Consider the following 23,944-nt stretch of genomic DNA (forward strand, 5'->3'; position numbering starts at 1 on the left):
GAGCGCGCCATGAGACTTGTCCGCACCATCGCAATTCTCGTGGCGTTGAGCACGTCGCCGTCGCTCGCGGCGGACGGCCCGGCATGGAGCGACTGGAGCCACGATCTGTTCGCGCGCGCCACGGCCGAGAAGCGTTTCGTCATCCTCGATCTCGAGGCGGTGTGGTGCCACTGGTGCCACGTGATGGAGAAGACGACCTACGCCGACCCCAGGGTGCAGGAACTGCTGTCGGCAAGATATCTCCCGGTCCGCGTCGACCAGGACGCCAATCCGGACCTCTCGAGCCGCTACGGCGACTGGGGCTGGCCGGCCACCATCGTGTTCGCGCCCGACGGCACCGAGATCGCGAAGATCAGGGACTATATCGAGCCGGAGCGGATGCAGTCGCTGCTCAAGGCCATCATCGACGATCCCTCGCCGGGCCCGTCAGTCGGCGAGGCCTTCGAGATCAAGCCCGCCGTCTCGGCGTTTCTCGGCAAGGCGCAGCGCACTGAGCTGACCAAGACCTTCGACTCTTCCTACGACGAGAAGCTCGGCGGTTGGGGCGAGAACCAGAAATATATCGATGCCGACAGCCTCGACCTAGCGATCAGCCGCGCCGAAGCCGGCGACGCCATGGCAACAAAACGCGCCCGGCAAACGCTCGATGCCGCGATCGCGCTGATCGATCCGGTGTGGGGCGGCGTGTTTCAGTATTCCGAGGCCGGCTCCTGGAACCGACCGCATTTCGAGAAAATCATCTCGTTCCAGTCGCAATATCTGCGGCAATACAGCCAGGCCTACGCGCAATGGAAGGACCCGAAATATCTCGCGGCCGCACGCGACGTCGAGCGCTATTTGACAAGCTTCCTGCTGAGCCCCGACGGCGCCTTCCATGTCAGCCAGGACGCCGATCTCAATCACGATGTCGACGGCCACACATACTACGCGCTTGATGATGCCGAGCGCCGCAAGCTCGGCATGCCCCGCATCGACAAGAACCTTTATGCGCGGGAGAACGGCTGGGCGATCTCGGGGCTCGCAGCCTACTACGACGCGAGGGACGATCCGAAGGCGCTTGAGATCGCCGAGCGGGCGGCAAAATGGGTGCTGGCCAATCGGGCGCTGCCGGATGGCGGCTTCCGCCATGGCGAGACGGATCGCGGCGGCCCCTTCCTCGGCGACACCGTCGCGATGGGACAGGCCTTGCTCGATCTCTACGCCGCGACCGGCAATCGCGACTGGTTGGCGTCGGCGACGAAGGCCGGCGATTTCGTCGCGAGCTTCCGCGACGAGGCCGGCGGCTTCTTCACCGCGAAGACGTCGGAGGGAGAAGCGGGCGTTTTTGCAAAACCGGCAAAACTGATCGACGACCAGATCCAGGTCGCGCGTTTCATGAACATGCTCAATCGCTATACCGGCAACGACGGCACCCGCGAGCAGGCCTCGCATGCCATGCGTTACCTGAGCGCGGCGTCGGCCGAGATGCCGCGTCCGCTGCCCGGCGTGCTGCTCGCCGACGACGAGCTCGCGGTCGAGCCGACGCATGTGACGATCGTCGGACACAAGGATGACGGCCGCGCACAGAGCCTGCATGCGATCGCCCGCGCCCTGCCCGCCCGCTACAAGCGGCTCGAATGGCTCGACCTCCGCGAAGGCAAGCTGCCCAACCCTGATGTCGACTATCCCGATCTCGGCGAGCCCGCGGCGTTTGCCTGCAGCAACCGCATCTGCTCATTCCCGGCGTTCAGTGCCGAGGAATTGCGGACGAACGTGGCACAGATGGCGAAGCTGAGGCCGGCGCGATCAGCGCAAAACTGATTAAAATGCAGAGAGTGCGATGCAGCAAACCGATCGGCACTGCGCAATGAAATACTCTTTGATCCGCGGTGTTTGACATGAACCGGGCATCAGACCCGCGTCGAACAAAATTTTCTTTTGAAGCGCTGTAACCAAATCGCCTGATACCCCGTAGCTGATCTTGGACGAGCACTCAAATCGCGGGAAGCACCGCGCCGCGGACGCCCCTGCGATCTGATTGTTCTCCGATTGTCCATCCGTTGTGCGGTCCGGGATCGAACAATCATCGGATACTCACGGGCCACGTTTACTGCATCAAACAATCACCGAGGAGATCGTCATGAAGTTGAATTCGAAGTCCGGCGCCACGCTCGCCGTCGCTGCGGCCACCCTGTTCCTCGCCGGCTCCGTGGTTTCGACCACCTCGACGGCCGCCAATGCCGCTGCCGGCAAGTGCATGGCCGGCAACGCCTGCAAGGGCCAGAGTGCATGCAAGGGCGGCGCCAATTCCTGCAAGGGCCTGAACGCCTGCAAGGGCACCGGCTTTTCGATGGCCTCGGAGAAGCAGTGCATGGCTCAGGGCGGCAAGTTCGTCAAAGGCTGATCGCAGCGGTCAACGGCCGGAGAAGGGCCGGCACGCAAACCGGGCTTTCTTCATTGCGAGCAGCAAAATGTCCGTCCTTGGTGTAACCAGGACGGACTGCTGTACGTAGCTATCAATCGGGTGCAGCCCTGGTCCGGGACTGTCGCAGGCCGGCGGGGGCGCACCTTCAACCATCGTCCGTAAGGAGACGCTCATGAAGGTTACGACCAAGTCCGGCGCCACACTTGCCGCCGCTGCAGCCACGCTGTTCCTCGCCGGTGCTGTCGTGTCGACGCCGTCCTACGCCGCGGGCGAAGGCAAATGCATCGGCGCCAATGCCTGCAAGGGCCAGAGCTCCTGCAAGGGCGGCAACCACGCCTGCAAGGGCCAGAATGCCTGCAAGGGTCAGGGCTTCTCGTCCATGACCAAGGATCAGTGCACCACCGCCAAGGGCAAGTTCGAGCCCGCCTGAACCGATCGAGCGGGACGAGGCCCGGCATAGGCCGGGCCTCGTTTCCATGTTAGTTTTGCAGACGAGACGCTGCGATTGCAGCGCCTGCCACGCGGAGACGCCATGAACGTCGCAAGCCGATTGCCCACGACGGCGCACACGGGGCAAACGATGCAAGCGGCCAAACCGCCGTTCCTGGGCTTTGGCCTCGGCCTGCGCGCGCAGCACTACGACGAGATCCTGAACGGCAATCCGCCGATCGACTGGTTCGAGGTGATCAGCGAGAACTACATGCTGCCGGGCGGCCAGCCGCTGCGCATCCTCGACCGGATCTGCGAGCGCTATCCCGTGGTGATGCACGGCGTCTCGCTGTCGATCGCCTCCACCGCGCCGCCGAATTTCGACTATCTGCAAGGCCTGAAGGACCTCGCAAAACGTGTGCAGCCGAAATGGGTGTCGGACCATCTGTGCTGGACCGGCGTGCACGGCAAGAACCTGCACGATCTATTGCCGATCCCCTACACAAAGGAGGCGCTCGATCATGTCGTGAGCCGCGTGCAGCTGGTGCAGGATGTCCTCGGCCGCGCGCTGGTGCTCGAGAATGTCTCGACCTATGTGCAGTTCAACAATTCCGAGATGACGGAGTGGGAGTTCCTCTCCGAGCTGTCGCGCCGCTCCGGCTGCTGGCTGCTGTTCGACATCAACAATGTCTATGTCAGCGCCTTCAACCACGGCTATGATCCGATGGCCTTCCTCAACGGCATTCCGGCGGACCGCGTGGTGCAATTCCACATGGCGGGCCACAGCCATATGGGGACGCACATCATCGACACGCACGACCATCCGGTGTGCGAGGATGTCTGGGACCTCTATGTCGCGGCGTTGCAGCGGTTCGGCCGGGTCTCGACCATGATCGAGCGCGACGACAACATTCCGCCGCTCGACGAATTGCTGCTCGAGGTCGAGCGCACTCGCGAGATCGCGGCGCAGGTGCTGGGCGCGGGCGCGCCTGTGGCATGAGCGACTTCGCGCGCCAGCAGGGCGACTTCCAGCGCGCCATCCTCACCGGCGATGACAGCATCCTGGCCGAAATCCTCGACAGCTCCAGGGAGACGCGCGCGACGCTGTTCGGCGTCTACCGCCATGCTTATGGCTCGCGGCTGGTCGAAGCGATGCGCAACGACCACGAGCTGCTGCATCGCTTTCTTGGCGACGAGATGTTCGACGAGATGGGCCACGCCTACGTCAAGGCACGGCCATCAGAACATCCGAACCTGCGCTGGTTCTCGCAAGGATTGCCGGATTTCCTGAAGTCCGCCGAACCCTACAGCCATCACCCCGTGCTCGCCGACCTTGCCGCGCTCGAGAAGGCCTTGAACGACGCCTTCGATGCGCGCGAAGGCGACGTGCTCGCCTTGGAGACGATGGCCGGTTTCGCGCCCGAGGTCTGGAACGACCTGGTGTTCCAGCCGCATCCGAGCGCTGCGCGGATCGACCTGTCGACCAATGCCGCCGCGATCTGGATCGCACTGAAGAACGACGAAACGCCGCCCGAGGCGGAGATGCCGGCCGAGCCTGCTCGCCTTCTGATCTGGCGCCAGGACACCACACCGATGTTCCGTGAGCTGCCGGCCGAGGAAGCGATGATGTGGGACGAAGCCTCTGCCGGCATTCCGTTCGGCGTGCTCTGCGAGATGCTCGCGACCTATGACGATCCCGACGGTGCCGCAGCGCGCGGCGCCGGCTATCTGCATGGCTGGATCACGGCGGGACTGCTGACGGCGGCATCGATCCGCGAATAGGACGCGCGGCATGAGCGCCGAAATCATCAGCCATTTCGTCGAACGCCTCACCTGGGACGAGGTCGCGCGGCGCATTGCAGCTGGCCGCCCGGCGATCCTGCCGATCGGCGCCGCCGCCAAGCAACACGGTTTCCATCTGCCGCTCAACACCGACCGCTTGCAGGCCGAGTGGTTTGCGGCGCATCTGGCCGAACGCATCGACGCGCTGATCTGGCCGACCGTCACCTACGGCCACTACCCCGCCTTCGTCGAATATGCCGGCAGCGCCAGCCTGTCGGCAGCAACGTTCAAAGCCATGGTGCATGAGATCGCCGCCGGCATCCTCGACAGCGGTATCAGCACATTGTTCGTGCTCAACACGGGAGTCAGCACCCTGGCACCGGTCGAACGCGCGCTGGCCGGCTTCGAACCGGCCAGGGTGAGGCATCTGCGGCTCTATCAGGGCCCGCGCTTCCGCCGCACAGCCGAGCAGATCTCCGAGCAACGCCATGGCAGCCACGCCGACGAGCTGGAGACATCTTTGATGCTGGCGCTGGCGCCGGAGCTGGTCGATCCGGAACGCGCCGAAGCCAGCCCTGCTTTGCAGCACGAGGTGCCCGGCCGCCTGACGCCGTCGGACAGAAATTCGCCGAACTACAGCCGGTCCGGCAGCTACGGCGATCCGACGCTGGCGACATCAGCCAAGGGCGCGGCGTTGCTCGCGGCCATTCTCGACGATCTCAGCGAGCAGGTGACCGCGGCCCTCGGCGAGAACGACAGGCCACAGCCGCGTGGCACGCCGCGATGAAGAGCATCCCGACCTATCGCGTGATATCAGCCGCGATGCTGGTCGCGGCGATCCTCATCGGCATCGCGTCGTGTCACGTCAAGGCACAGTCCGAGTTCATGCGCGGCGAAGGCATGCCCTACGACGCCTTCGACCGGCTGCCCAGGACCGATCTCGAAGTGTCTGGTGGCACCATTCATGTCGGGTTCGCGCCCGGCAACATGGCGCTGCCCAGGGAGAAAATATTCGACTGGATCAAGGCGTCCGCTCACGCGGTCTCGATTTACTACGGCCGGTTTCCCGTCAGCTCGCTGCGGCTTCTGCTGGTGCCGGTCGACGGCTCGCGCGTGCGCGGCGGCACCACATGGGGTTATCGCGGCGCTGCGATCCGGCTGCCGATCGGCCGCGATGCCGATGCGGACGACCTCAAGCGCGACTGGGTGATCGTGCACGAGATGGTGCACACCGCCCTGCCCGATCTCGACGACCGCTACGCCTGGCTGTCGGAAGGGCTCGCGGTCTATGTCGAGCCGGTCGCGCGCGTGCAGGCCGGCGACCTGACGGCGCAGGACATCTGGCAGGCGATGGTGCGCGACATGCCCAAGGGCCTGCCGCAGGCCGGCGACGAGGGCCTCGACAATACCGACACCTGGGGCCGGAAATACTGGGGCGGCGCGATGTTCTGCCTGTTCGCGGATGTCGAAATCCGCAAGCGCACAGGCAACAAATTCGGCCTGCAGGATGCGATGCGCGGCGTGCTCGCCGCCGGCGGCAATCATGAAAAGGACTGGCCGATCGCGCGCGTGCTCTCCACCGCCGACAAGGCGGTCGGCGTCGACGTGCTGACGCGGCTGCACGACGAATGGGGATTAAAGCCGGTGACACCCGATCTTGCCGGACTGTGGCGCGATCTCGGAGTGAAGATGCAGGGTGACAGTATTGCGTTCGACGACAACGCGCCGCTGGCGGCGATCCGCAAGGCGATCACCGAGGCGCGCCCGCGCTAGCGCGGGATGAAGGTCGGCTTCGCAGCAGACGGGCTCCACCTCTCCCGCTTGCGGGGGAGGTCGCATCGCATCGAAGATGCGGTGCGGGTGGGGGCTCTCTCCACGACGTGACTCGCGGAGAGAGCCCCCACCCCAACCCTCCCCCGCAAGCGGGAGAGGGAGCGCACCGCCGTCGCGACCGCTATTCAAGCTAATCTCATCATGTTCTAGTCGTCACCCTTCGCGGCTGCACACAGCCCGACGCCGCTGGCTTTTACGCGCGCGATGTCGGACTATTTCCGCAGGAATCGCTGTCATCCACGTGGGAGACCGATGGGCCAGGATCATCCGACACGCGCCAGTTGGCCGGTCTTCCGTTCGTTGGCCGCATTCCGGCCAAGCGACCTGCCCGGCGATCTGATCGCCGGGCTGACGCTTGCCGCGATCGCGATCCCGGAGCAGATGGCGACCGCGCGGCTTGGCGGCTTCTCGCCGCAGATCGGCTTCTTTGCCTTCATGGCGGGCTCGCTCGGCTTTGCGATGTTCGGGGCCAACCGCTTCCTGTCCTGCGGCGCCGACTCCACGATCACGCCGATCTTCGCAGCCGGCCTCGCGCTGATGGCGACCGCGGGTACACCCGACTATCAGTCGCTCGCGATGGCGCTGGCGCTGATGGTCGGCGCGATCATGATCGCCGGCGGCCTGTTCAAGCTCGGCTGGGTTGCCAATCTGCTGTCGACGCCGGTCACAGTCGGCTTCCTCGCCGGCATCTCCGTCCACATCCTGGTCTCGCAACTGCCCGGCGTGCTCGGCCTGACCACGCCGGACGGGCCGACGCTTTACAAGCTCGGGGTTCTCGCGGCAGAGATGGGCCGCACCAATTTCTATACGCTGGCGATCGGCCTCGGCGTGCTGGCGCTGGTCGCCGGATCGGAGAAGATCAGCGCGCGCATTCCGGGCGCGCTGATCGGCCTTGTCGTGGCCACCATTGCTGTGATCGCCGGCCATCTCGAAAGCAAGGGCGTCAAGGTGGTCGGCATCGTGCCGGGGTCGCTGCCGAAGCCGTCGTTTCCGGACATCGCACCGGAGCGATGGATCAAACTGTTGTCGCTGGCGATCCTGATCGCCATCGTGGTCATGGTGCAAACCGCGGCGACGACGCGTTCGTTTCTGTCAGATCCGGACAAGCCGGCCGACGTCGATCGCGACTTCCTCGGCGCCGGTGCCGGCAGCCTGTTGTCCGGCCTGTTCGGCGCCTTCCCCGTCAACTCCAGTCCGCCGCGCACCGGCATCGTCTCGGAGACCGGCGGACGCACCCAGCTCGCCGGGCTGTTCGCCGCGACAATCGTGCTCGCGCTACTCGCGTTCGGCGCGACGCTGCTAAAGCATGTGCCTGACGCTGCGCTCGGCGGCGTGCTGCTGTTCGTTGCGCTGCGCATCATCCGCGTGAAGCAGATCGTCGCGATCTTCCGCCAGTCGTTCTACGAATTCCTGCTGGTGATCGCGACGGCGGCCGCGATCATCGTGCTGCCGATCGAGCAAGGCGTCGCGGTCGGCATCGCGCTGTCGCTGCTGCACGGCATCTGGACCACGACGCGGGGCCAGCTGGTGGAATTCGTCCACGTGGCTGGCACCACGATCTGGTGGCCGACAGGTCCGCACGTCACCGGCGAGCGCAAGCCCGGGATTGCCGTCGTAGGCCTGCAGGCGCCGCTGTCGTTCCTCAACGCGGAAGGCTTTCACAGCGACGTGCTCAAGACCATCGGCACGGCGACGCCGAAGCCGCTTCTGCTGGTGATCGAGGCCAGCGGCATGATCGAGATCGATTTCACGGCGGCGCAGGCGCTGCGCGATCTGTTTCGCGAATGCCGCGATGACGGCGTGACGGTGGCGGTGGCGAGGCTCGAATCCACACGCGCGCAGGACGCGTTCGAGCGCTTCGATCTCTACGCGGTTCTGCCGCGGGATCACGTCTTCCGCAGCGTCGACGAAGCGGTGCGGGCGCTGGGCCCGAGCTAGCCTGGCGAAGGCTCGCCCTCGAGCGTCGGATGCTCCTTCAGGACGTCGGCCTTGATGGAAATGGTGTGGATGGCGCGGAACAGCGCCCGCCCCGTCTTGATGTTGTTGGCCTTCATGCAGAGGCTGACGATCTCGCGCACCGCGGAATCCCGCATCATCTCGTCGGTTATCTTCATCGCGATCTCCATCGCGGTCCTGGCGGCACGCTCGTAGCGCTCACACTCGACCCGATGCTTGTTCGGCGAACGCTTCTCGGGCGCCCCGACCGCCTCGGCGCAGCCGGCGGCATCGCGGCAGATCGCGCGGATCCGCTGCGCAGCCTCGATATCGCCGAGCGGCTGCTCGACGGGATCATCCCAGATGTCTTTGCGCTTGGCCTTGCTGAACATCCACATCGCCGTACCCCGAAAGCGCGGCGAGCATAGCTGGCCTAGGCACAACCTGTGAACCGCAGAGTCCTCTCGGCGCAAAAGCGAGATGCTGGCTATGGCATCATGGCCACACCGGAACAGCCGATCCGGCGAGTGACTTGATGTCACACGCGCATCAAGCCGATCGTTGCGGCCCGATCGCCTCGAACTGCGCCTTTTGCTCGTCACTGAGGGTGGCGTAGAAACTCTCAAGCGCGGCACGGACATCCTTGACGGCCTGCAGCATGACGTCGAGCCGCTTGGCAACGGAGGCGAGACGCGCCGGCGGGGTCATTGCCTCGTTGGCTTGGCACGCCGCCTTCAGTTTGCGGGCCGCATCGGCGCTGGTGTCCTGCAGCGCCTGGAGCGCCGCGCGCTGGGTGTCGTTGAGCTGCATCCGGGCCTGGATCTCGCTCGTCGGCCAGTCCTGCGCGGCGCCCTGCGCAGCGCCGCAGTTCCGGGCAACCGCCGCGTTCTGATCACCTTTGGGATCGCGCGCCGCGGCTTCCTTGCGCTGGCTGTCGGCGAGCGCGTTGAACCGCGCCTTCTGCTCGTCGTCGAGCAGGCCGTAGAATTTCTCCAGCGGCGGCCTGACGGTTGCGACCGCCGTCACCATCGCTTCGATCCGCTGCTGCATGGCGGCGAGGCGGTTCGGCGCGGTCAACACCACCTGCGCAGGACATGCCGCCCGAATGGTGCGGGCGGCTGCGAGCGATGCTTCGCCGAGTTCGCCGAGCGCAGCCAACTGCGCCTCGGTCGGTTGCACCGTCTCCGCGATCTGATCCACCGGCAGGCCGGCGATCGAACGGCTGTCATTGCCGCACATCTCTTCGATCCGCCCGCCGCCGCGAGATCGGCGGCCCGGCCTGCGATCGGGCAGATAGCCCCTGAGATCGTCATAACCATAGGGACCGAAGATGCCGGCATAGATGTCCGGATAGCCGTAGCCCCAGAATCCGAGGTCGTCGCCCCAGACCGCGTAGTCATAGATGTCGTTGTAGGCGAACGGCCAGAACAGCGGGCCGACCCAGCCATATCCGCCGCCGGGATGCTGCCACCAGCCGCTGGCAACCGTCCCGCCGTGCCAGCCGGCGAGCGCCGCGGCCGCCGCGATCTGCGCACGCGCCGCCGGGTTGCTCAACAGCCGGCCGTTGCGCAATGCGCCGTTGCGCGACAGCGAGTTGAACGCATTGCGCATGTTGCCGGGCTGGCCGAAATTTACCGCCCCGCGCGACGCGAAGGCGCCATGGCCGGCGAAGCCTGATCGCGGGATCGCGTGCGAACGGCCGAACCCGCCATGATGGCCGCCGCCGAAATGCATGTGGCCGAAGCCATGCCCGCCATGTCGATGACCACCGCCATGTCCGTGGCCACCGCCGTGCCCATGACCGCCGCCGTGCCCATGACCGCCACCATGGCCTCCTCCATGGCCGCCACCGCGGGCGATCGCGTCGCCCGACAGCGCCATGGCAACGATCATGACTGCAATTCCGATTGCCCGTCCGATCACTTCTGTCTCGCTCCGCGCCAATACACTACGGCACAGGAAAGACGCCGGACGGACGGAAAAGTTCCGCGCGATCGCAGCGCGCAACCGCTCGCGGATACTGCGCTGCTGAGTAATGACGCCTCAGGCGGCCGGGACGATCTTTCCGGGATTGAAGATGTTCTGCGGATCGAGTGCCTGCTTCAGCGCCCGCATCGCGTCGAGCGCCTCCACCCCGAGCTCGGCCTTCAGGTATTTCTGCTTGCCCTGGCCGATGCCGTGCTCGCCGGTGCAGGTGCCGCCCATCGCTTGCGCGCGTTCGACCAGACGATGCATGAACTCCTCGCCACGCGCCATCTCGTCCTTGTTGTCGATGTCGCAGACCAGCGAGCAGTGGAAATTGCCGTCGCCGACATGGCCGACGATCGGCGAAAGCAGATTGAGCCGCTTCAGATCGTCCTCGGTCTCGGTGACGCAGTCGGCAAGCCGCGAGATCGGCACGCAGACGTCGGTCGCGACGACGCCGATGCGGTCGCCGGGACGCAGCGCCTTCACCGACCAGTAGGCGTCGTGCCGGGCCTGCCACAGCCTGGTGCGGTCTTCCGGCTTGGTGGTCCAGGAGAAGTCGCCGCCGCCGCATTCGGCGGCGATGTCGCGGAAATTCTTCGACTGCTCGGCAACCTCCACCTCGCTGCCGTGGAATTCCAAAAGCAGCAGCGGCGTCTCCGGCAGCGACAGTTTTGAATAGCTGTTGCAGGCCTTCACTTGCTCGGCGTTGAGCAGCTCGATGCGGGCGACCGGGATTCCGGTCTGGATGGCGAGGATGGTCGCCTGGCAGGCGCCGCGCACCGTCTCGAACGAACAGGCCGCGGCTGCGATCGTTTCGGGAATACCGCGCAGCTTGATGGTGAGCTCGGAGATGATGCCGAGCGTGCCTTCAGCGCCAATGAACAGATGCGTCAGGTCGTAGCCGGCCGACGACTTCTTGGCCCGCGTGCCTGTGGTGATGATCTCGCCGTCGCCGCGCACCACCTTCAGCGCCAGCACGTTCTCGCGCATGGTGCCGTAGCGCACCGCGTTGGTGCCGGAGGCGCGGGTCGAGGTCATGCCGCCGAGCGAGGCGTCGGCGCCGGGATCGATCGGGAAGAACAGGCCCTGGTCGCGCAGATGCTCGTTCAGCGCCTTGCGCGTCACGCCGGGCTGGATCACGCAGTCGAGGTCCTCGGCATGCACCTCGAGCACCTTATTCATGTCGCGCAGATCGATGCAGACGCCGCCCGCCGGCGCATTGACCTGGCCCTCGAGCGAGGTTCCGGTACCGAACGCGATGACCGGCACGCGGCTTGCGGCGCAGATCCGCACCACGTCCTGAATGTCAGCCGTCTCCTGCGCCATCACCACCGCGTCCGGCGGCTGGTTCGGCAGCCATGTGGTGGTATGGGCGTGCTGTTCGCGCACCGCTAAAGACGTGACGAGCCGGTTGCCGAACCGTGCCGCCAGCGCGTCGATCGCGCGCTTCAGGGCCTGCGGCTCAGGTCGCGTCAAATTGCTCGAAATCGTTGTCGCCACGTCAAATTTCCTCCCGGCTTTAGCCGACCGTGGCAAAGCTTGTATAAGGGGTCAAGAGAGCCAGACTTGAAAAAGTGGCCGCTGGAGTCACAGAAAAGCTCATGCTCGAACGCCAGCAAACCGGGGATGGATGATGACGTCAGTGACTGCCGCAAGCGAGATGCCGCTTCCATCAGCCCCGTTCAAATCCTCTCTGATGCAGATCGAGCCGCAATGGATCGATTATAACGGCCATCTCAACATGGCCTACTACAACGTGATGTTCGACCGCGCCATCGACGAGATGTGGCTGCAGCTCGGCATCGGGCCGGCCTACATGAAGGCGCGGCACTGCTCGACCTTCACCGCCGAGTGTCACGTCCGCTACTTGCGGGAGATTCATCTCGGCGATCCCGTGCAGGTCTCGGTCTTCATGCTCGGCGCCGACGAGAAGCGGCTGCACACCTTCGAGGAGCTGCGCCACGCCACCGAGGGCTGGCTCTCGGCGACTTCGGAAAACCTCACGCTGCACATCGACATGGAGGCGCGCAAGGTGGCGCCGTTTCCGCCTGACATCCAGGCGCGCGCCCGGGCGATCGTGGAGAGCTATGCGGGCGTGCCGCGTCCGGAGGGCATCGGCCGCAACGTGGCGATGCCCTCCACCAAGAAGTAACCAAGCGCCGCGCTAGACCCTTGTGCGGCCACGCGCCAATCCGACCACCGCCGACACCAGGAACAGGATGATGGCGATGAAGAAGATCGCCTTGGCGATTTCGATCGAGGCGCCGGCGATGCCGCCGAAGCCCAGAACTCCCGCGATCAGGGCGATGACCAGGAATGTGACGACCCAGCTCAGCATGATCAAACCTCCGCTTCGTTTCCTCGTTCGTTTCCCGGCGCGGACCTCTGCCCGGCGCCGAACTTGTTGAAAACAATCCTGCGGGGAAACGCTGGTTCCTGACCGCGAAACCGCGAAATTTTCGCCGATTTCAGGAACCGGGCCGGTTGTACGCTGCTGCCAAAAGCGTTCCTGTCGGCCGCGATAAAACCTGTCAAAACGGCCGATCAGGCCCTATATGCCCCTCAATCCCTGTTAAGAAGGCTCCCCTTCACCGTCCCGCGGTGCCATCGTGGGGCCGAGACGATTCGCTGATGACCGAGCCGAGCAAATTGCCCCCTCACGGCGTTCCCGAGCACCAGCCGGTTGCTGGGGGCATCGCCGCGCGTGCGCGGGCGGCGGCGGGTCCGCAATATCTCCAGGGCCTCAATCCGGAGCAGCGCGAGGCGGTCGAGACGCTCGACGGCCCCGTGCTGGTGCTCGCCGGCGCCGGCACCGGCAAGACGCGGGTGCTGACCACGCGCATCGCGCATATCCTGAGCCAGGGCCGCGCGCGGCCGCACGAAATCCTGTCGGTGACCTTCACCAACAAGGCAGCGCGCGAGATGAAGCTGCGGCTCGGCCAGATGCTGGGCCAGGCGGTCGAGGGCATGCCGTGGCTCGGCACCTTCCACTCGATCGGCGGCCGCATCCTGCGCATCCATGCCGAGCTGGTGCAGCTCAAATCGAACTTCACGGTGCTCGACGTCGACGACCAGGTGCGGCTGCTCAAACAGCTTCTGCAGGCCGAGAACATCGACGACAAGCGCTGGCCGGCGCGGATGCTGGCCGGCCTGATCGACAGCTGGAAGAACCGCGGGCTGTCGCCGTCGCAGGTGCCGTCCGGCGAGGCCGCCTCGTTCGGCAACGGTAAGGGCGGCAAGATCTACGCGACCTATCAGGAGCGGCTGAAGATCCTCAACGCCGCCGATTTCGGCGACCTGCTGCTCGAGAACATCAGGCTATTCCGCGAAAATCCTGACGTGCTCCGGCAGTACCAGAACCGCTTCAAGTTCATCCTGGTCGACGAATATCAGGACACCAACGTCGCGCAGTATCTGTGGCTGCGCCTGCTGTCGCAGGCGCCGTCGCAGCCCGGCCTGCCGCTCTCGGCGGTGATTCCGGGTCCGATCGATGATGCGGCCGCAAGGGAGGCAGCAAGCGCACAGCCCGCGCCGGCCGCTCCCTCCGCGCCGCTCAAGAACATCTGCTGCGTCGGCGACGATGACCAGTCGATCTATGGCTGGCGCGGCGCCGAGGTCGACAACATCCTGCGCTTCGACCACGATTTTCCTGGCGCCAAGGTGATCCGGCTCGAGCGCAACTACCGCTCCACCGGCCACATCCTGGCCGCGGCCTCGCATCTGATCGCGCACAATGAAGGCCGGCTCGGCAAGACGCTGCGCACCGAGGATGTCGACGGCGAGAAGGTCACCGTCACCGGCTCCTGGGATTCGGAAGAGGAGGCGCGCGCGATCGGCGAGGAGCTCGAGGGGTTGCAGCGCGCGGGCGAAAACCTCAACGACGTCGCCATTCTGGTCCGCGCCTCGTTCCAGATGCGCGAGTTCGAAGACCGCTTCGTCACGCTCGGCCTGCCCTATCGCGTGATCGGCGGCCCCAGATTCTATGAGCGCGCCGAAATCCGCGATGCGCTGGCCTATCTGCGCACCATCAACTCGCCGGCCGACGATCTCGCCTTCGAGCGCATCGTCAACGTGCCCAAACGGGGGCTCGGCGATGCCACCGTGCAGCTGCTGCACGACCATGCCCGCAAGCGCCGCATTCCGCTGTTCGAGGCGGCGCGCGCCGTGGTCGAGACCGACGAGCTGAAGCCGAAGGCGCGCGGCTCCCTGCGCGATGTCGTGATGCAGTTCGACCGCTGGCGCGCCCAGCGCGAGGTTGTCTCGCATACCGAGCTCGCCGAGATCGTGCTCGACGAGAGCGGCTATACCGAGATGTGGCAGAAGGACCGCTCGGCTGACGCCGCGGGCCGGCTGGACAACCTCAAGGAGCTGGTGCGTTCGATGGAGGAATTCGAGAACCTGCAAGGGTTTCTCGAACATATCTCGCTGGTGATGGACCGCGACGGCGAGGCCGGCGACGAGGCGGTGTCGCTGATGACGCTGCATTCGGCCAAGGGGCTGGAATTCGACAATGTGTTCCTGCCGGGCTGGGAGGAAGGCCTGTTCCCGAGCCAGCGCACGCTGGATGAGCAAGGCCGCGCCGGGCTCGAGGAGGAGCGCCGTCTCGCCCATGTCGGGCTGACCCGCGCCCGCCGCCGCGCCAAGATCTATTTCGCCACCAACCGCCGCATCCATGGCACCTGGTCGACCACGATCCCCTCGCGCTTCCTCGACGAGTTGCCGGCGCACAATGTCGAGATCACCGAATCCAAGGGCGGCTCGGGCTGGGGGGGCAGCGGCGGCTACGGCGCCTCGCGCTTCGACAACCTCGAATCATTCGGCTCGAGCTATTCGACCCCGGGCTGGCAGCGCGCCCAGGCCAACCGCGGCCGCGGTGGCGGGGCGCGCAGCGGCGGCTTCGAGGAGCGGCAATCCTCCTTTTCCTCGGATAGCTTCAGTCGCACCAAGCGCGGCCCGATGGTGATCGAGGGCGAGCTGGTGGCGAAATCCACCGGCACGGTGTCGGAATTCTCGCTGGAGGATCGGGTGTTTCACCAGAAATTCGGCTACGGCCATGTGGTGAAGATCGACGGCAACAAGCTGACCATCGCCTTCGAAAAGGCCGGCGAGAAGAAGGTGGTCGACAGCTTTGTGGAACGGGTGTGAGTGAGCAGCCTTCCCTGGCGACCTTCCCTGGCGGCCTTCCCTGTTCGTAGCTCTTGACCCCAGTTGAATTCACGGGTTGAGATGGCCCCATGGTCCGGGGAGGGTTTTTCCTTTTTGTCATCGCGCTCACTGCGCCGTCGCTGGCGGTCGCGGAGACGATGAGCTTTGGCGATTCGGCCGCGCAGCTCGCCAAGGCCTGCGGCGCCGACATCACCGCCAACTGCCGCGGCGTCAATCTCGACGCCACCCGCCTCAAGGAGTGCCTGTCGCGCAACCGCGACGTGATATCGCCGCAGTGCAAGGAGACTTACTTCTCCACCCTCGATACGATCCAGAAGCGGATCGCGGCGCGCGTGACGGTGGCAAACGCCTGCACCCGCGAGATCGTCAAGGTGTGCAACGGCTCGACCAAGGAGACCAGCAAGGCGGTGCCCTGCCTCGTCGCAGCCAAGGGCGTCAGCCGCAATTGCGCCCAGGCGATCAATGACGCGGGGTATCAATGATGCGGCGGTCGACGGGCGGCTTGCGCGATCTTGGCCTGTTGGGTCTGCTCGCCGCGCTGACGTTGCTGGCGGCGCCGCTCGTGCAGGCGCAGACCGCGGTCACGCGCGACGACGTCATCGCCAAGCTCAATCATTTCGAGACCGACGCCGCGATCGATGTCCCGGCGCTGCGCCAGCAGACGCTCGAACGATCGAAGTCGCGATCGAAGAACGAGCCGCCGCCGCAAAAGCGCCCCCCGATCGCTCCCGACCTGACCAAGCTGCCGGCGTTCAATGCCGACATCGCGTTCGACGTCGACACGCCGATCGTGATGCCGGAATCGTATCAGACCGTCGGACGGATCGCCGACGCGCTGACGCATTCCTCGCTGCTGCCCTACACGTTCCTGATCGTCGGCCACATCGAATCGACCGGACGGCGCGACAACAACGTGCTGCTGAGCCAGCGGCGCGCGGACGCGATTCGCGACATCCTGGTCAACACCTTCAAGATCGCACCGAAGCGCCTGCAATCGGTCGGGCTCGGCGAAGAGCAGCTGCTCGACCCCGCCCGCCCCAACGCGCCGGTCAACAACCAGCTGCAGATCATGCTGGTCGCGAAGGTCGCCGACGAGCCGCCCGCGCACCCGGCGCCGGCGGCGGCCGCCAAGAAGCCGGCGAAGCCGGCCAAGAGGCACTAGCGCGGCTTTTCCGCCACACTGCAGAATGAATTTTCTGCCTCGGCGAGCGATTGCGGAACAGATTGCGCGTTCCTATTTGCGCTTGACCCCCCGCCCGGGCCCCAATCCGCGCGCGCCCCCTCCCTCACGCTTTCGATCCTTCATGTCGCCGATCATTTCCGTATCCAATCTTTCAAAGACCTATGGCTCTGGCTTCAAGGCGCTGAAGGGCATCAACCTCGATATCGCCAAAGGCGAGATCTTCGCGCTGCTCGGGCCGAACGGCGCCGGCAAGACCACGCTGATCAGCATCATCTGCGGCATCGCCAATCCGAGCGAGGGCCGTATCACGATCGGCGGGCATGACATCATCGGCGACTATCGCGCGGCGCGGTCGATGATCGGGCTGGTGCCGCAGGAACTGCACACCGACGCGTTCGAATCGGTGTGGGCGACCGTCAGCTTCAGCCGCGGTCTGTTCGGCAGGCCGAAGAATCCCGCCCATATCGAGAAGGTGCTGCGCGACCTGTCGCTGTGGGACAAGAAGGACGACAAGATCATCACACTGTCCGGCGGCATGAAACGCCGTGTGATGATCGCCAAGGCGCTGTCGCACGAGCCACAGATCCTGTTCCTCGACGAGCCCACCGCCGGCGTCGACGTCGAATTGCGCAAGGGCATGTGGGAGGTGGTTCGCACGCTGCAGGCTGCCGGCGTCACCATCATCCTGACCACGCACTACATTGAGGAAGCCGAGGAGATGGCCGACCGCATCGGCGTCATCAACAAGGGCGAGATCATCCTGATCGAGGACAAGGCGACGTTGATGCAGAAGCTCGGCAAGAAGCAGCTGACGCTGCACCTGCAGAGCAAGCTCGACGCGGTTCCGCCTGATCTTGCCGCCTACCATCTCGAATTGTCCGACGACGGCCGCGCGGTGACCTATGATTACGACACCAAGGGCGACCGCACCGGCATCACCAGCCTGCTCAGCGACCTCCGCAACGCCGGCATCCGCATCTCCGATCTCGACACGAAGCAATCCTCACTTGAGGACATCTTCGTCAGCATCGTGAGGGCGCCATGAATTACCGCGCAATCCGGGCCATCTATCTGTTCGAAATGGCACGCACCTGGCGCACGCTGCTGCAGAGCATCGTCTCGCCTGTTGTCTCGACCTCGCTGTATTTCGTGGTGTTCGGCGCCGCGATCGGTTCGCGCATCACCGAGGTCGAGGGCGTCAGCTACGGCACCTTCATCGTGCCGGGATTGGTGATGCTGGCGGTGCTGACGCAGAGCATCTCCAACGCCTCGTTCGGCATCTACTTCCCGAAATTCGTCGGCACGATCTACGAGATCCTGTCGGCTCCGATCTCCTATTTGGAGATCGTGATCGGCTATGTCGGCGCCGCCGCCACCAAGTCGATCATCCTCGGGCTGATCATCCTGGCGACCGCCGGACTTTTTGTACCTTTGCATATCCAGCATCCGGTCTGGATGCTGACCTTTCTGGTGCTGACCGCCGTCACCTTCAGCCTGTTCGGCTTCATCATCGGCATCTGGGCCGACGGCTTCGAGAAGCTGCAGATGATCCCGATGCTGGTGGTGACGCCGCTGACCTTCCTCGGCGGCAGCTTCTATTCGGTGAACATGCTGCCGTCGGGCTGGCGCACCATCACGCTGCTCAATCCCGTGGTCTATCTGATCTCCGGCTTCCGCTGGAGCTTCTATGAGATCGCCGATGTCAGCGTGGTGCTGAGCCTCGGCATGACCGTGGGCTTCCTGGTGGCGTGCATGGCCGTCGTGGCATGGATCTTCAGGACCGGCTACCGGCTGAAGAATTGACGCTTGTAGCCCGGGACAGCTAAGCGACTTACCAAGAGCGGCCCCGGATTTCGCTTGCGCTTCATCCGGGCTTCTGTAACGGGCCTTTGTAAGTCAATCCCTTTTTGCGTGATCCACTCGCCGGGCACTTGCTTCTGTACGGGATCGGCGCGAAGGCCGTCGCCTGATGGGGTGCATTGAGGAGCCGGCCGGCCAATCTACGGAAGCGTGGTTGTGAGCCACTTCCCGGATGGCGGCCTGACCGGATCCATCGTCCCGGCGCAGGGACCTCGCTCAGGGAGAGCCTGGTGTCGTGGCCCGCCCAGAACCGATTGCTGCTCCTTGCTTAGGTTGCCGAGGCCTTGGCCATCGGGTTGAACGGTTTGGCGTCGGCGAGCATGCGATGCAGAACGACGGCGAGCTTGCGTGCGAGCGCCACCTTGGCCTTGCGCAGGCCTGCGCGCCGGGCGATCCGCATCGCCCAGCCTTTCAGCGCCGAGCAGTTCCTGACCGGCTTGGTCAGCATGACGTGAGCCGCCTGATAGAGCGCCTCGCGCACGGAGGCATCGCCGATCTTGCTGATGCGGCCGGTATAGTCGGTTTCGCCCGATTGGTACTTCTTCGGGGTGAGGCCAAAATGCGCTCCCGTCGCCTTCGAGGACCGGAAGCGCTTCGGGTCGTCGACCGCCGAGGCGTAGGTAAGCGCCACGATCGGGCCGACGGACGGTGTCGTCATCAGGAGGCGGGCTTGAGGGTGCGACCTGGCGAGCTTTTGGGTGTGCTTATCCAGGCCATTGAACTCGCGCCGCAGCACGGCGTGGGCTTCGAGCAGCGCCTGTGCCACGATCTCAAGTCCGGGATGGCCCGCTACGAGCTCCCGGATGCGTTCGGCGAACGTGCGCTCGGTGGTCGTGCCGACCTTCAGACCGAAGCCGCGGAGCACGCCGCGCAGGCTGTTCTCGATGTCGCGCAGCTTGGACTGCAGCAGCTTGCGTGCCGTCAGAACCGCCCGCGTCTCCTGCGCTTCGATCGACTTGCAGTGCACCGGCCGGAACCAGCCCAGCCGCATCAGTTGCGCGATCCCGCGGGCATCGTTGCGGTCCGACTTCACCGGCATCGCCTTGAAGGCATCGCGGACGTGCCGCGTCTCCAACAGTTCGACTGCCAGGCCCGCATCCCGCATCGCTGCGTAGAGCCATTGCGACAGCGGACCAGCCTCCAGCCCGATCCGTTCCAGCACCAACCCCAGCGACCGCAACCAGGTGATCAAGGCCTCCGGCTCACTCGCAACCCTCGCCTCGCGCAAAATCTTACCTGTCCCATCGACAAGGCAGACGCTCGAGCATTCCAAAGACACGTCGATTCCTGCATAGTGGTACATGGTCGTCCCTTAATGATGCTTGGAGCGGGCTTGCCCGACTCCGTTTATTGACACCATCAGTTTGAGGGACGACCGCCTTCCAACCAACAGGCCGCTCGCGAGCGCGCTTCCAAATCGCGCCGTAGCGAGCGGGCGGCCGGCCCGTTACCCCATCTACGCACCTGCCCATTAATAACAATGGAAATGGCCGTGGCGGGAATAGCCCCGGCAGCGATGGCCACGGCGGTAGCCACGATCTGGGATGCCGAACACGCCCTTGACCGCGCCCATGGCGCCGCCGACACCAGCGCCGACGGCGCCACCGACCACGCCGCCCACCGGGCCGGCGACCCGGTTGCCTTCATAGGCACCCTCATGGGCCCCGCGGACGATGCCCTGGGCATGGCCGGCATGGGGGACTGCCACCAGCGTCAAAGCGAGGGCTGCGGCCGCAAGCACGAGCCGCGCGGAGAGGCCGGCTGGAACGACGGCCGCGGTCTTAACCTTGGTATTGTTCATCTGGATTCCTTGAAGCTCGGCGCGATCGCGCCGCCGGGGCGGGATTGTGAAACGCCCATGCGGCCAGATGGTTGCGTGTTGGCGGCCAATTGCGGGCATCGTCGCGGCCTGCTCGCGAAAAAGTCAGGCCGCCGCGACCGGCGGGCCCGGCTTCGGCCTTGTTTGCGCCGTGCGCGGGATTAACGATGGCGCTCAAAGATGGCCTGGGTCCGCGACTGGAACCAAGTTCGGATTCCGTGCATATTGGTTGCCGGGGACGGAGAGCCGCGGCATCGCGATCAGGCCTGGAGGCCAAAGGTACAATGCGTTCGTTCCTCATTGCGTTCACTTCCGTGATGCTTTTTGCGGCCGGCGCCGCGCAGGCCAAGGTCGATATCACCATCGACAAGGACAACCAGCAGATGACCGTCGCGGTCGACGGCGTCGCGCGCTATCACTGGCCGGTGTCGACCGGCATCCCCTCGCGCGAGACGCCGAACGGCAGCTTCCGCGCGTTCCGCATGGAAGAGGATCACTACTCCAAGGAATTCGACGACGCACCGATGCCGCACTCGATCTTCTTCACCAAGATCGGGCACGCGATTCACGGCACCGACTCGGTGAACCGGCTCGGCTCGCCGGCCTCGCACGGCTGCGTGCGGCTGTCGCGCGACAACGCAACGACGCTCTACGCGCTGATCCAGAAGCAAGGCGTGCTCAACACCACGGTGACGCTGACCGGCTCATCCCAGGTCGCACTGGCGCGCAATCCGCGTGGGCGCAACGGCACCGCCGTCGTCCGCCGCGCGCCGCAGCAAGACGAGCAATACGGCACCGCCGCCGCCGGCGATCCCGTCGTGCTGACGCCGCAGCCGCGCGAATATCCGGCGCAGGCCCGCGCCGACGACGGCTACATCTATCCGGCCGACGGCAGCTCGACTGCGCAGCGCTACCCGGCGCCGCCGTCAAGCCGCCGCGTCTACGACGCGCAGGGCTATGGCCAGCAACAATACTACGGCAACCAGGGCTACGCGCCGGCGCCGCAGGGCAATTACCAGCCGCGGCCGTACTACCAGCAGCAGCGCGGCTTCTACGGCAACAACTATCAGGACTGAGACGCTCTCCTGATCCGCTGACGGCGCCGCAGGCCGCGCGCCGTCAGTTCACGCTCCCCTCACCCGCTTGTGACCGTCGTAAAGAGCCCACCTCGTCGTGCGCCGTGGCCCGTCGTTGCATCGTCATCTGATTGTAAAATTAGCCCGATATTCGGCGGCAATAGCGCCCGCCTTGGCCTCTGGAGGCCGATTCACGCGGAGTACCTGATGACATCAGGGCGAGAAGCGCGGGTCACGTAGGCAGTATCAGAGGTCGAAATGAAACGGGGCTTCATTGTCCTTTGCCTGTGCGTCGTGGCGATGGCCGGCTATTTCACGACGGACCGATGGGCCATCCGTCACACGATGCTGACGTTCCATGACGTGCTGCGCGACGACCGCAACGTCACGGTCGAGGTCGCGGTCCGGCGTGACCGGCAGATGCAGGCGATGGCCGAGATGATCGAATTGCCGGTCGCGATCCTGAGCCACGGCAACACCGTCAAGAACACCGAGTATTCGTTCCTCACCAATCTGTTCGCGTCGCGCGGCTACCTCGTGGTCAGCATTCAGCATGATCTCGACAGCGATGCGCCGATGGTGACCAAGGTCGGCGAGGAATATGTCGGCCGCCGCATGCAATACAACCGCGGCGCCTTCAACATCATGTATGCGATCGATGAGCTCAAGAAGCTCTATCCGAACGCAAACTATCGCCAGCTGACGCTGATCGGCCACTCCAACGGCGGCGACATCTCGATGTTCTTCGCCAAGCAGCATCCCGAGCTGGTCAAGAAGGTGGTCACGCTGGACAATCTGCGCGTCCCCTTCATCACCGACGCGAGGATCAAGATCCTCTCGTTCCGCTCGAAGGACCCTCATTTCAAGGCGGACCCGGGCGTCGTCCCCGACGACGAGACCTGCGCCCGGCTCGGCATCAAGGTGGTCCGAACCGAGTTTCAGCACAACGACCTCAGCGACCGCGGCCCCGACAGCGCCAAGTCATCGATCCAGGCGGGGGTGGAGCAATTCCTCGACGAGGACGCCGGCGAGACCTCGCCGACGATGCCGCTGCTCGCCGCGTCAAGCCCGGACAAGGACAAGCCGGCGGCTGTGGCCGACGACAAGTAACGGGCGGTCGAACCGCCAGCTCGAGCTTCGGTTCTGATTCAATCAGAACCGAAGCTTCAGTGCCTGCGCGCTCTCCGATGCGAGGCCCCTCTTACGCATGCGCGTTGCGATAAGCTGTCGCAACGAGCCAGATTGCGGACACCAGGAAGTAGAACGCGCCGAACCCCGCATAGGGAGCGACATCCAGAATCGTTGGCGCGACGGTGCCAATGGATTGGCTGATCATGTAGCCACCGGCGAGGGCCGACTGCGCGCCGCTCAGGATCATTGCCCATTGCGCACCGTAATGACGCCAGCGCCTTGCTCCCGTGTACAGCTGCAGCAGACCGGAAAGGATCGCCCAGACTCCGAATATGGCCAGCACGGCATATGTGCTGTGGCTGACCGCTGCGATCACGGCGAGCGCTGTTACCGTGCTGACCGCGACGTTCAATGCCTGGGATGGGTTGGCCTTCAGACCGCCATTGACCCGGGCGTCTGCCAGATTGGCGATGGCGTCCCATGCCGGGTAGATCACGAGCAAAAACGCGGTGACGCCGGGTTGCCCCCTGAACAGAACGGCGGCGGCAACCCAGGCGATCGAGAATATGCCGCGGCCGAAATAATACGATCGCAACCAGGTGGATTGGGTCGAAAGGTGGCTTTGCATTGACAGGCTCCTTGCTTGCCTTCCTACTAGTAGGTAGATGGCGCTTTTGAGTCAATCCGACGCTCGGACACCTTCTTGTGTGGGACGGGAGAGCTGGGATAGCTTGACAAGCTTACCTACTGGAAGGTAGGCGCCATTATGAACCCGACGATTTCGACTTCGGAAAAAATTCTCGATGTCGCCCAGTCTCTCATCGTCGCGGGAGGCTACAACGCGTTCAGCTATGCCGACATTTCCGATGCGATCGGCATCAGGAAGGCGAGCATTCACCATCACTTCCCGACCAAGGCCGAATTGGTCTCGGTGCTGGTGGATCGCTACCGGCGGCAGGCGGAACTGGGCCTGAGGTCTCTCCAGGAGCAGTTCTCGAGCCCGACCGAACAACTGCAGTCTTATCTGAACTTCTGGCAGACGTGCATTCGGGATGCCTCGCTGCCCTTCTGCGTCTGCGCGATGCTTGCCGGCGAGATGCCGATGTTGCCGGACGAGGTCGCTTCACGCGTCCGGGCTCATTTCCATGGTCTCGCAAGATGGCTGACGTCGGTGCTGCAGGCCGGCGCAGAGCAGCACTTATTCCACTTGAACAAGCGGCCGGAAGATGAGGCTCAAATGCTGATGGCATCGGTTCACGGCGCAATGCTCTCTGCGCGGGCTTTCAACGATCCCGAGTTGTTCGTCGCAATCGTCAACTCCCAGATCGCGAAGCTGCTGGTAGCGGATCGCTAGGCAA

General features: G+C 64.8%; 24 protein-coding genes. 17 read left to right on the top strand and 7 right to left on the bottom strand.

The genetic code is table 11. The features are described from left to right. Window positions 1-9: 9 nt before the first annotated feature. The 8 genes from WDM24_RS30645 (at window position 10) to WDM24_RS30680 (ending at window position 8,386) form a co-directional block, all read left to right on the top strand. A complete protein-coding gene (locus WDM24_RS30645; RefSeq protein ID WP_338828420.1) occupies window positions 10-1,800 on the top strand; it encodes a thioredoxin domain-containing protein in 1,791 nt (596 codons plus the stop codon). A 319-nt stretch (window positions 1,801-2,119) separates the two neighbouring features. Then, on the top strand, window positions 2,120-2,383 hold the full coding sequence (locus tag WDM24_RS30650; protein ID WP_338691261.1) for a hypothetical protein: 264 nt from the start codon (window positions 2,120-2,122) through the stop codon (window positions 2,381-2,383). A 193-nt stretch (window positions 2,384-2,576) separates the two neighbouring features. Continuing rightward, complete coding sequence (locus WDM24_RS30655) at window positions 2,577-2,834, top strand: hypothetical protein (protein WP_029078868.1); 258 nt, start codon at window positions 2,577-2,579, stop codon at window positions 2,832-2,834. 150 nt (window positions 2,835-2,984) lie between these two features. Further along, window positions 2,985-3,833: a DUF692 domain-containing protein gene (locus WDM24_RS30660; RefSeq protein ID WP_166304919.1), complete on the top strand. Its 849-nt coding sequence runs from the start codon at window positions 2,985-2,987 to the stop codon at window positions 3,831-3,833. Next, complete coding sequence (locus WDM24_RS30665) at window positions 3,830-4,615, top strand: DNA-binding domain-containing protein (protein ID WP_338828421.1); 786 nt, start codon at window positions 3,830-3,832, stop codon at window positions 4,613-4,615. The genes WDM24_RS30660 and WDM24_RS30665 overlap by 4 nt, the downstream gene beginning before the upstream one ends. A gap of 10 nt (window positions 4,616-4,625) precedes the next feature. Further along, window positions 4,626-5,402, top strand: a complete 777-nt coding sequence (locus tag WDM24_RS30670) for a creatininase family protein (protein ID WP_338828422.1) — start codon at window positions 4,626-4,628, stop codon at window positions 5,400-5,402. After that, complete coding sequence (locus WDM24_RS30675) at window positions 5,399-6,388, top strand: hypothetical protein (protein ID WP_338828423.1); 990 nt, start codon at window positions 5,399-5,401, stop codon at window positions 6,386-6,388. Before WDM24_RS30670 ends, WDM24_RS30675 begins: the two co-directional genes overlap by 4 nt. A gap of 312 nt (window positions 6,389-6,700) precedes the next feature. Then, window positions 6,701-8,386 carry a SulP family inorganic anion transporter gene (locus tag WDM24_RS30680; protein WP_338828424.1) on the top strand — a complete coding sequence of 562 codons (1,686 nt, stop codon included), beginning with the start codon at window positions 6,701-6,703 and terminating at the stop codon, window positions 8,384-8,386. Here the strand turns inward: WDM24_RS30680 and WDM24_RS30685 are convergent. From WDM24_RS30685 to WDM24_RS30695, 3 genes are all read right to left on the bottom strand, one after another. Next, on the bottom strand, window positions 8,383-8,781 hold the full coding sequence (locus WDM24_RS30685) for a hypothetical protein (RefSeq protein WP_338828425.1): 399 nt from the start codon (window positions 8,779-8,781) through the stop codon (window positions 8,383-8,385). The genes WDM24_RS30680 and WDM24_RS30685 overlap by 4 nt on opposite strands. A gap of 151 nt (window positions 8,782-8,932) precedes the next feature. Further along, complete coding sequence (locus WDM24_RS30690) at window positions 8,933-10,276, bottom strand: Spy/CpxP family protein refolding chaperone (RefSeq protein WP_338828426.1); 1,344 nt, start codon at window positions 10,274-10,276, stop codon at window positions 8,933-8,935. Between the two features lie 150 nt (window positions 10,277-10,426). After that, a complete protein-coding gene (locus tag WDM24_RS30695; RefSeq protein WP_338691270.1) occupies window positions 10,427-11,851 on the bottom strand; it encodes an FAD-binding oxidoreductase in 1,425 nt (474 codons plus the stop codon). Window positions 11,852-11,981: 130 nt separating this feature from the next. Here WDM24_RS30695 and WDM24_RS30700 point away from each other — a divergent pair, with 130 nt between their 5' ends. Next, window positions 11,982-12,503 (top strand): thioesterase family protein, encoded by a 522-nt coding sequence (locus tag WDM24_RS30700; protein WP_338828427.1) that lies wholly within the window; start codon window positions 11,982-11,984, stop codon window positions 12,501-12,503. Between the two features lie 12 nt (window positions 12,504-12,515). Here the strand turns inward: WDM24_RS30700 and WDM24_RS30705 are convergent, their stop codons facing one another. Next, window positions 12,516-12,689, bottom strand: a complete 174-nt coding sequence (locus WDM24_RS30705; RefSeq protein ID WP_024580088.1) for a DUF1328 domain-containing protein — start codon at window positions 12,687-12,689, stop codon at window positions 12,516-12,518. A 293-nt stretch (window positions 12,690-12,982) separates the two neighbouring features. Here WDM24_RS30705 and WDM24_RS30710 point away from each other — a divergent pair, with 293 nt between their 5' ends. From WDM24_RS30710 to WDM24_RS30730, 5 genes are all read left to right on the top strand, one after another. After that, window positions 12,983-15,496, top strand: a complete 2,514-nt coding sequence (locus WDM24_RS30710) for an ATP-dependent helicase (protein WP_338828428.1) — start codon at window positions 12,983-12,985, stop codon at window positions 15,494-15,496. 89 nt (window positions 15,497-15,585) lie between these two features. Further along, complete coding sequence (locus WDM24_RS30715) at window positions 15,586-15,999, top strand: hypothetical protein (protein ID WP_029078878.1); 414 nt, start codon at window positions 15,586-15,588, stop codon at window positions 15,997-15,999. Beyond that, window positions 15,996-16,679, top strand: a complete 684-nt coding sequence (locus WDM24_RS30720) for an OmpA family protein (RefSeq protein WP_338828429.1) — start codon at window positions 15,996-15,998, stop codon at window positions 16,677-16,679. The genes WDM24_RS30715 and WDM24_RS30720 overlap by 4 nt, the downstream gene beginning before the upstream one ends. A 142-nt stretch (window positions 16,680-16,821) precedes the next feature. Next, complete coding sequence (locus tag WDM24_RS30725; protein ID WP_338828430.1) at window positions 16,822-17,745, top strand: ABC transporter ATP-binding protein; 924 nt, start codon at window positions 16,822-16,824, stop codon at window positions 17,743-17,745. Next, window positions 17,742-18,503, top strand: a complete 762-nt coding sequence (locus WDM24_RS30730; protein ID WP_338828431.1) for an ABC transporter permease — start codon at window positions 17,742-17,744, stop codon at window positions 18,501-18,503. Before WDM24_RS30725 ends, WDM24_RS30730 begins: the two co-directional genes overlap by 4 nt. A gap of 325 nt (window positions 18,504-18,828) precedes the next feature. On the opposite strand, the gene WDM24_RS30735 is transcribed toward WDM24_RS30730, so the two are convergent. Together WDM24_RS30735 and WDM24_RS30740 are read right to left on the bottom strand one after the other, a co-directional pair. Further along, the gene (locus WDM24_RS30735; protein ID WP_166294930.1) at window positions 18,829-19,863 is read right to left on the bottom strand and encodes an IS110 family transposase; all 1,035 of its coding nucleotides are present in this window, start codon (window positions 19,861-19,863) and stop codon (window positions 18,829-18,831) included. A 168-nt stretch (window positions 19,864-20,031) separates the two neighbouring features. Next, window positions 20,032-20,361 carry a hypothetical protein gene (locus tag WDM24_RS30740; protein ID WP_338828432.1) on the bottom strand — a complete coding sequence of 110 codons (330 nt, stop codon included), beginning with the start codon at window positions 20,359-20,361 and terminating at the stop codon, window positions 20,032-20,034. Window positions 20,362-20,663: 302 nt separating this feature from the next. Here WDM24_RS30740 and WDM24_RS30745 point away from each other — a divergent pair, with 302 nt between their 5' ends. Continuing rightward, complete coding sequence (locus WDM24_RS30745; RefSeq protein ID WP_338828433.1) at window positions 20,664-21,455, top strand: L,D-transpeptidase; 792 nt, start codon at window positions 20,664-20,666, stop codon at window positions 21,453-21,455. 258 nt (window positions 21,456-21,713) lie between these two features. Then, window positions 21,714-22,565 carry an alpha/beta fold hydrolase gene (locus WDM24_RS30750; protein ID WP_338828434.1) on the top strand — a complete coding sequence of 284 codons (852 nt, stop codon included), beginning with the start codon at window positions 21,714-21,716 and terminating at the stop codon, window positions 22,563-22,565. Window positions 22,566-22,656: 91 nt separating this feature from the next. On the opposite strand, the gene WDM24_RS30755 is transcribed toward WDM24_RS30750, so the two are convergent. Next, window positions 22,657-23,214, bottom strand: a complete 558-nt coding sequence (locus tag WDM24_RS30755) for a DUF308 domain-containing protein (RefSeq protein ID WP_166304884.1) — start codon at window positions 23,212-23,214, stop codon at window positions 22,657-22,659. Window positions 23,215-23,352: 138 nt separating this feature from the next. Here WDM24_RS30755 and WDM24_RS30760 point away from each other — a divergent pair, with 138 nt between their 5' ends. Beyond that, window positions 23,353-23,940, top strand: a complete 588-nt coding sequence (locus tag WDM24_RS30760; RefSeq protein WP_166304881.1) for a TetR/AcrR family transcriptional regulator — start codon at window positions 23,353-23,355, stop codon at window positions 23,938-23,940. The last annotated feature ends 4 nt before the right edge of the window (window positions 23,941-23,944 follow it).

Source organism: Bradyrhizobium sp. 27S5, from assembly GCF_037217225.1.
Taxonomy (GTDB): domain Bacteria; phylum Pseudomonadota; class Alphaproteobacteria; order Rhizobiales; family Xanthobacteraceae; genus Bradyrhizobium; species Bradyrhizobium septentrionale.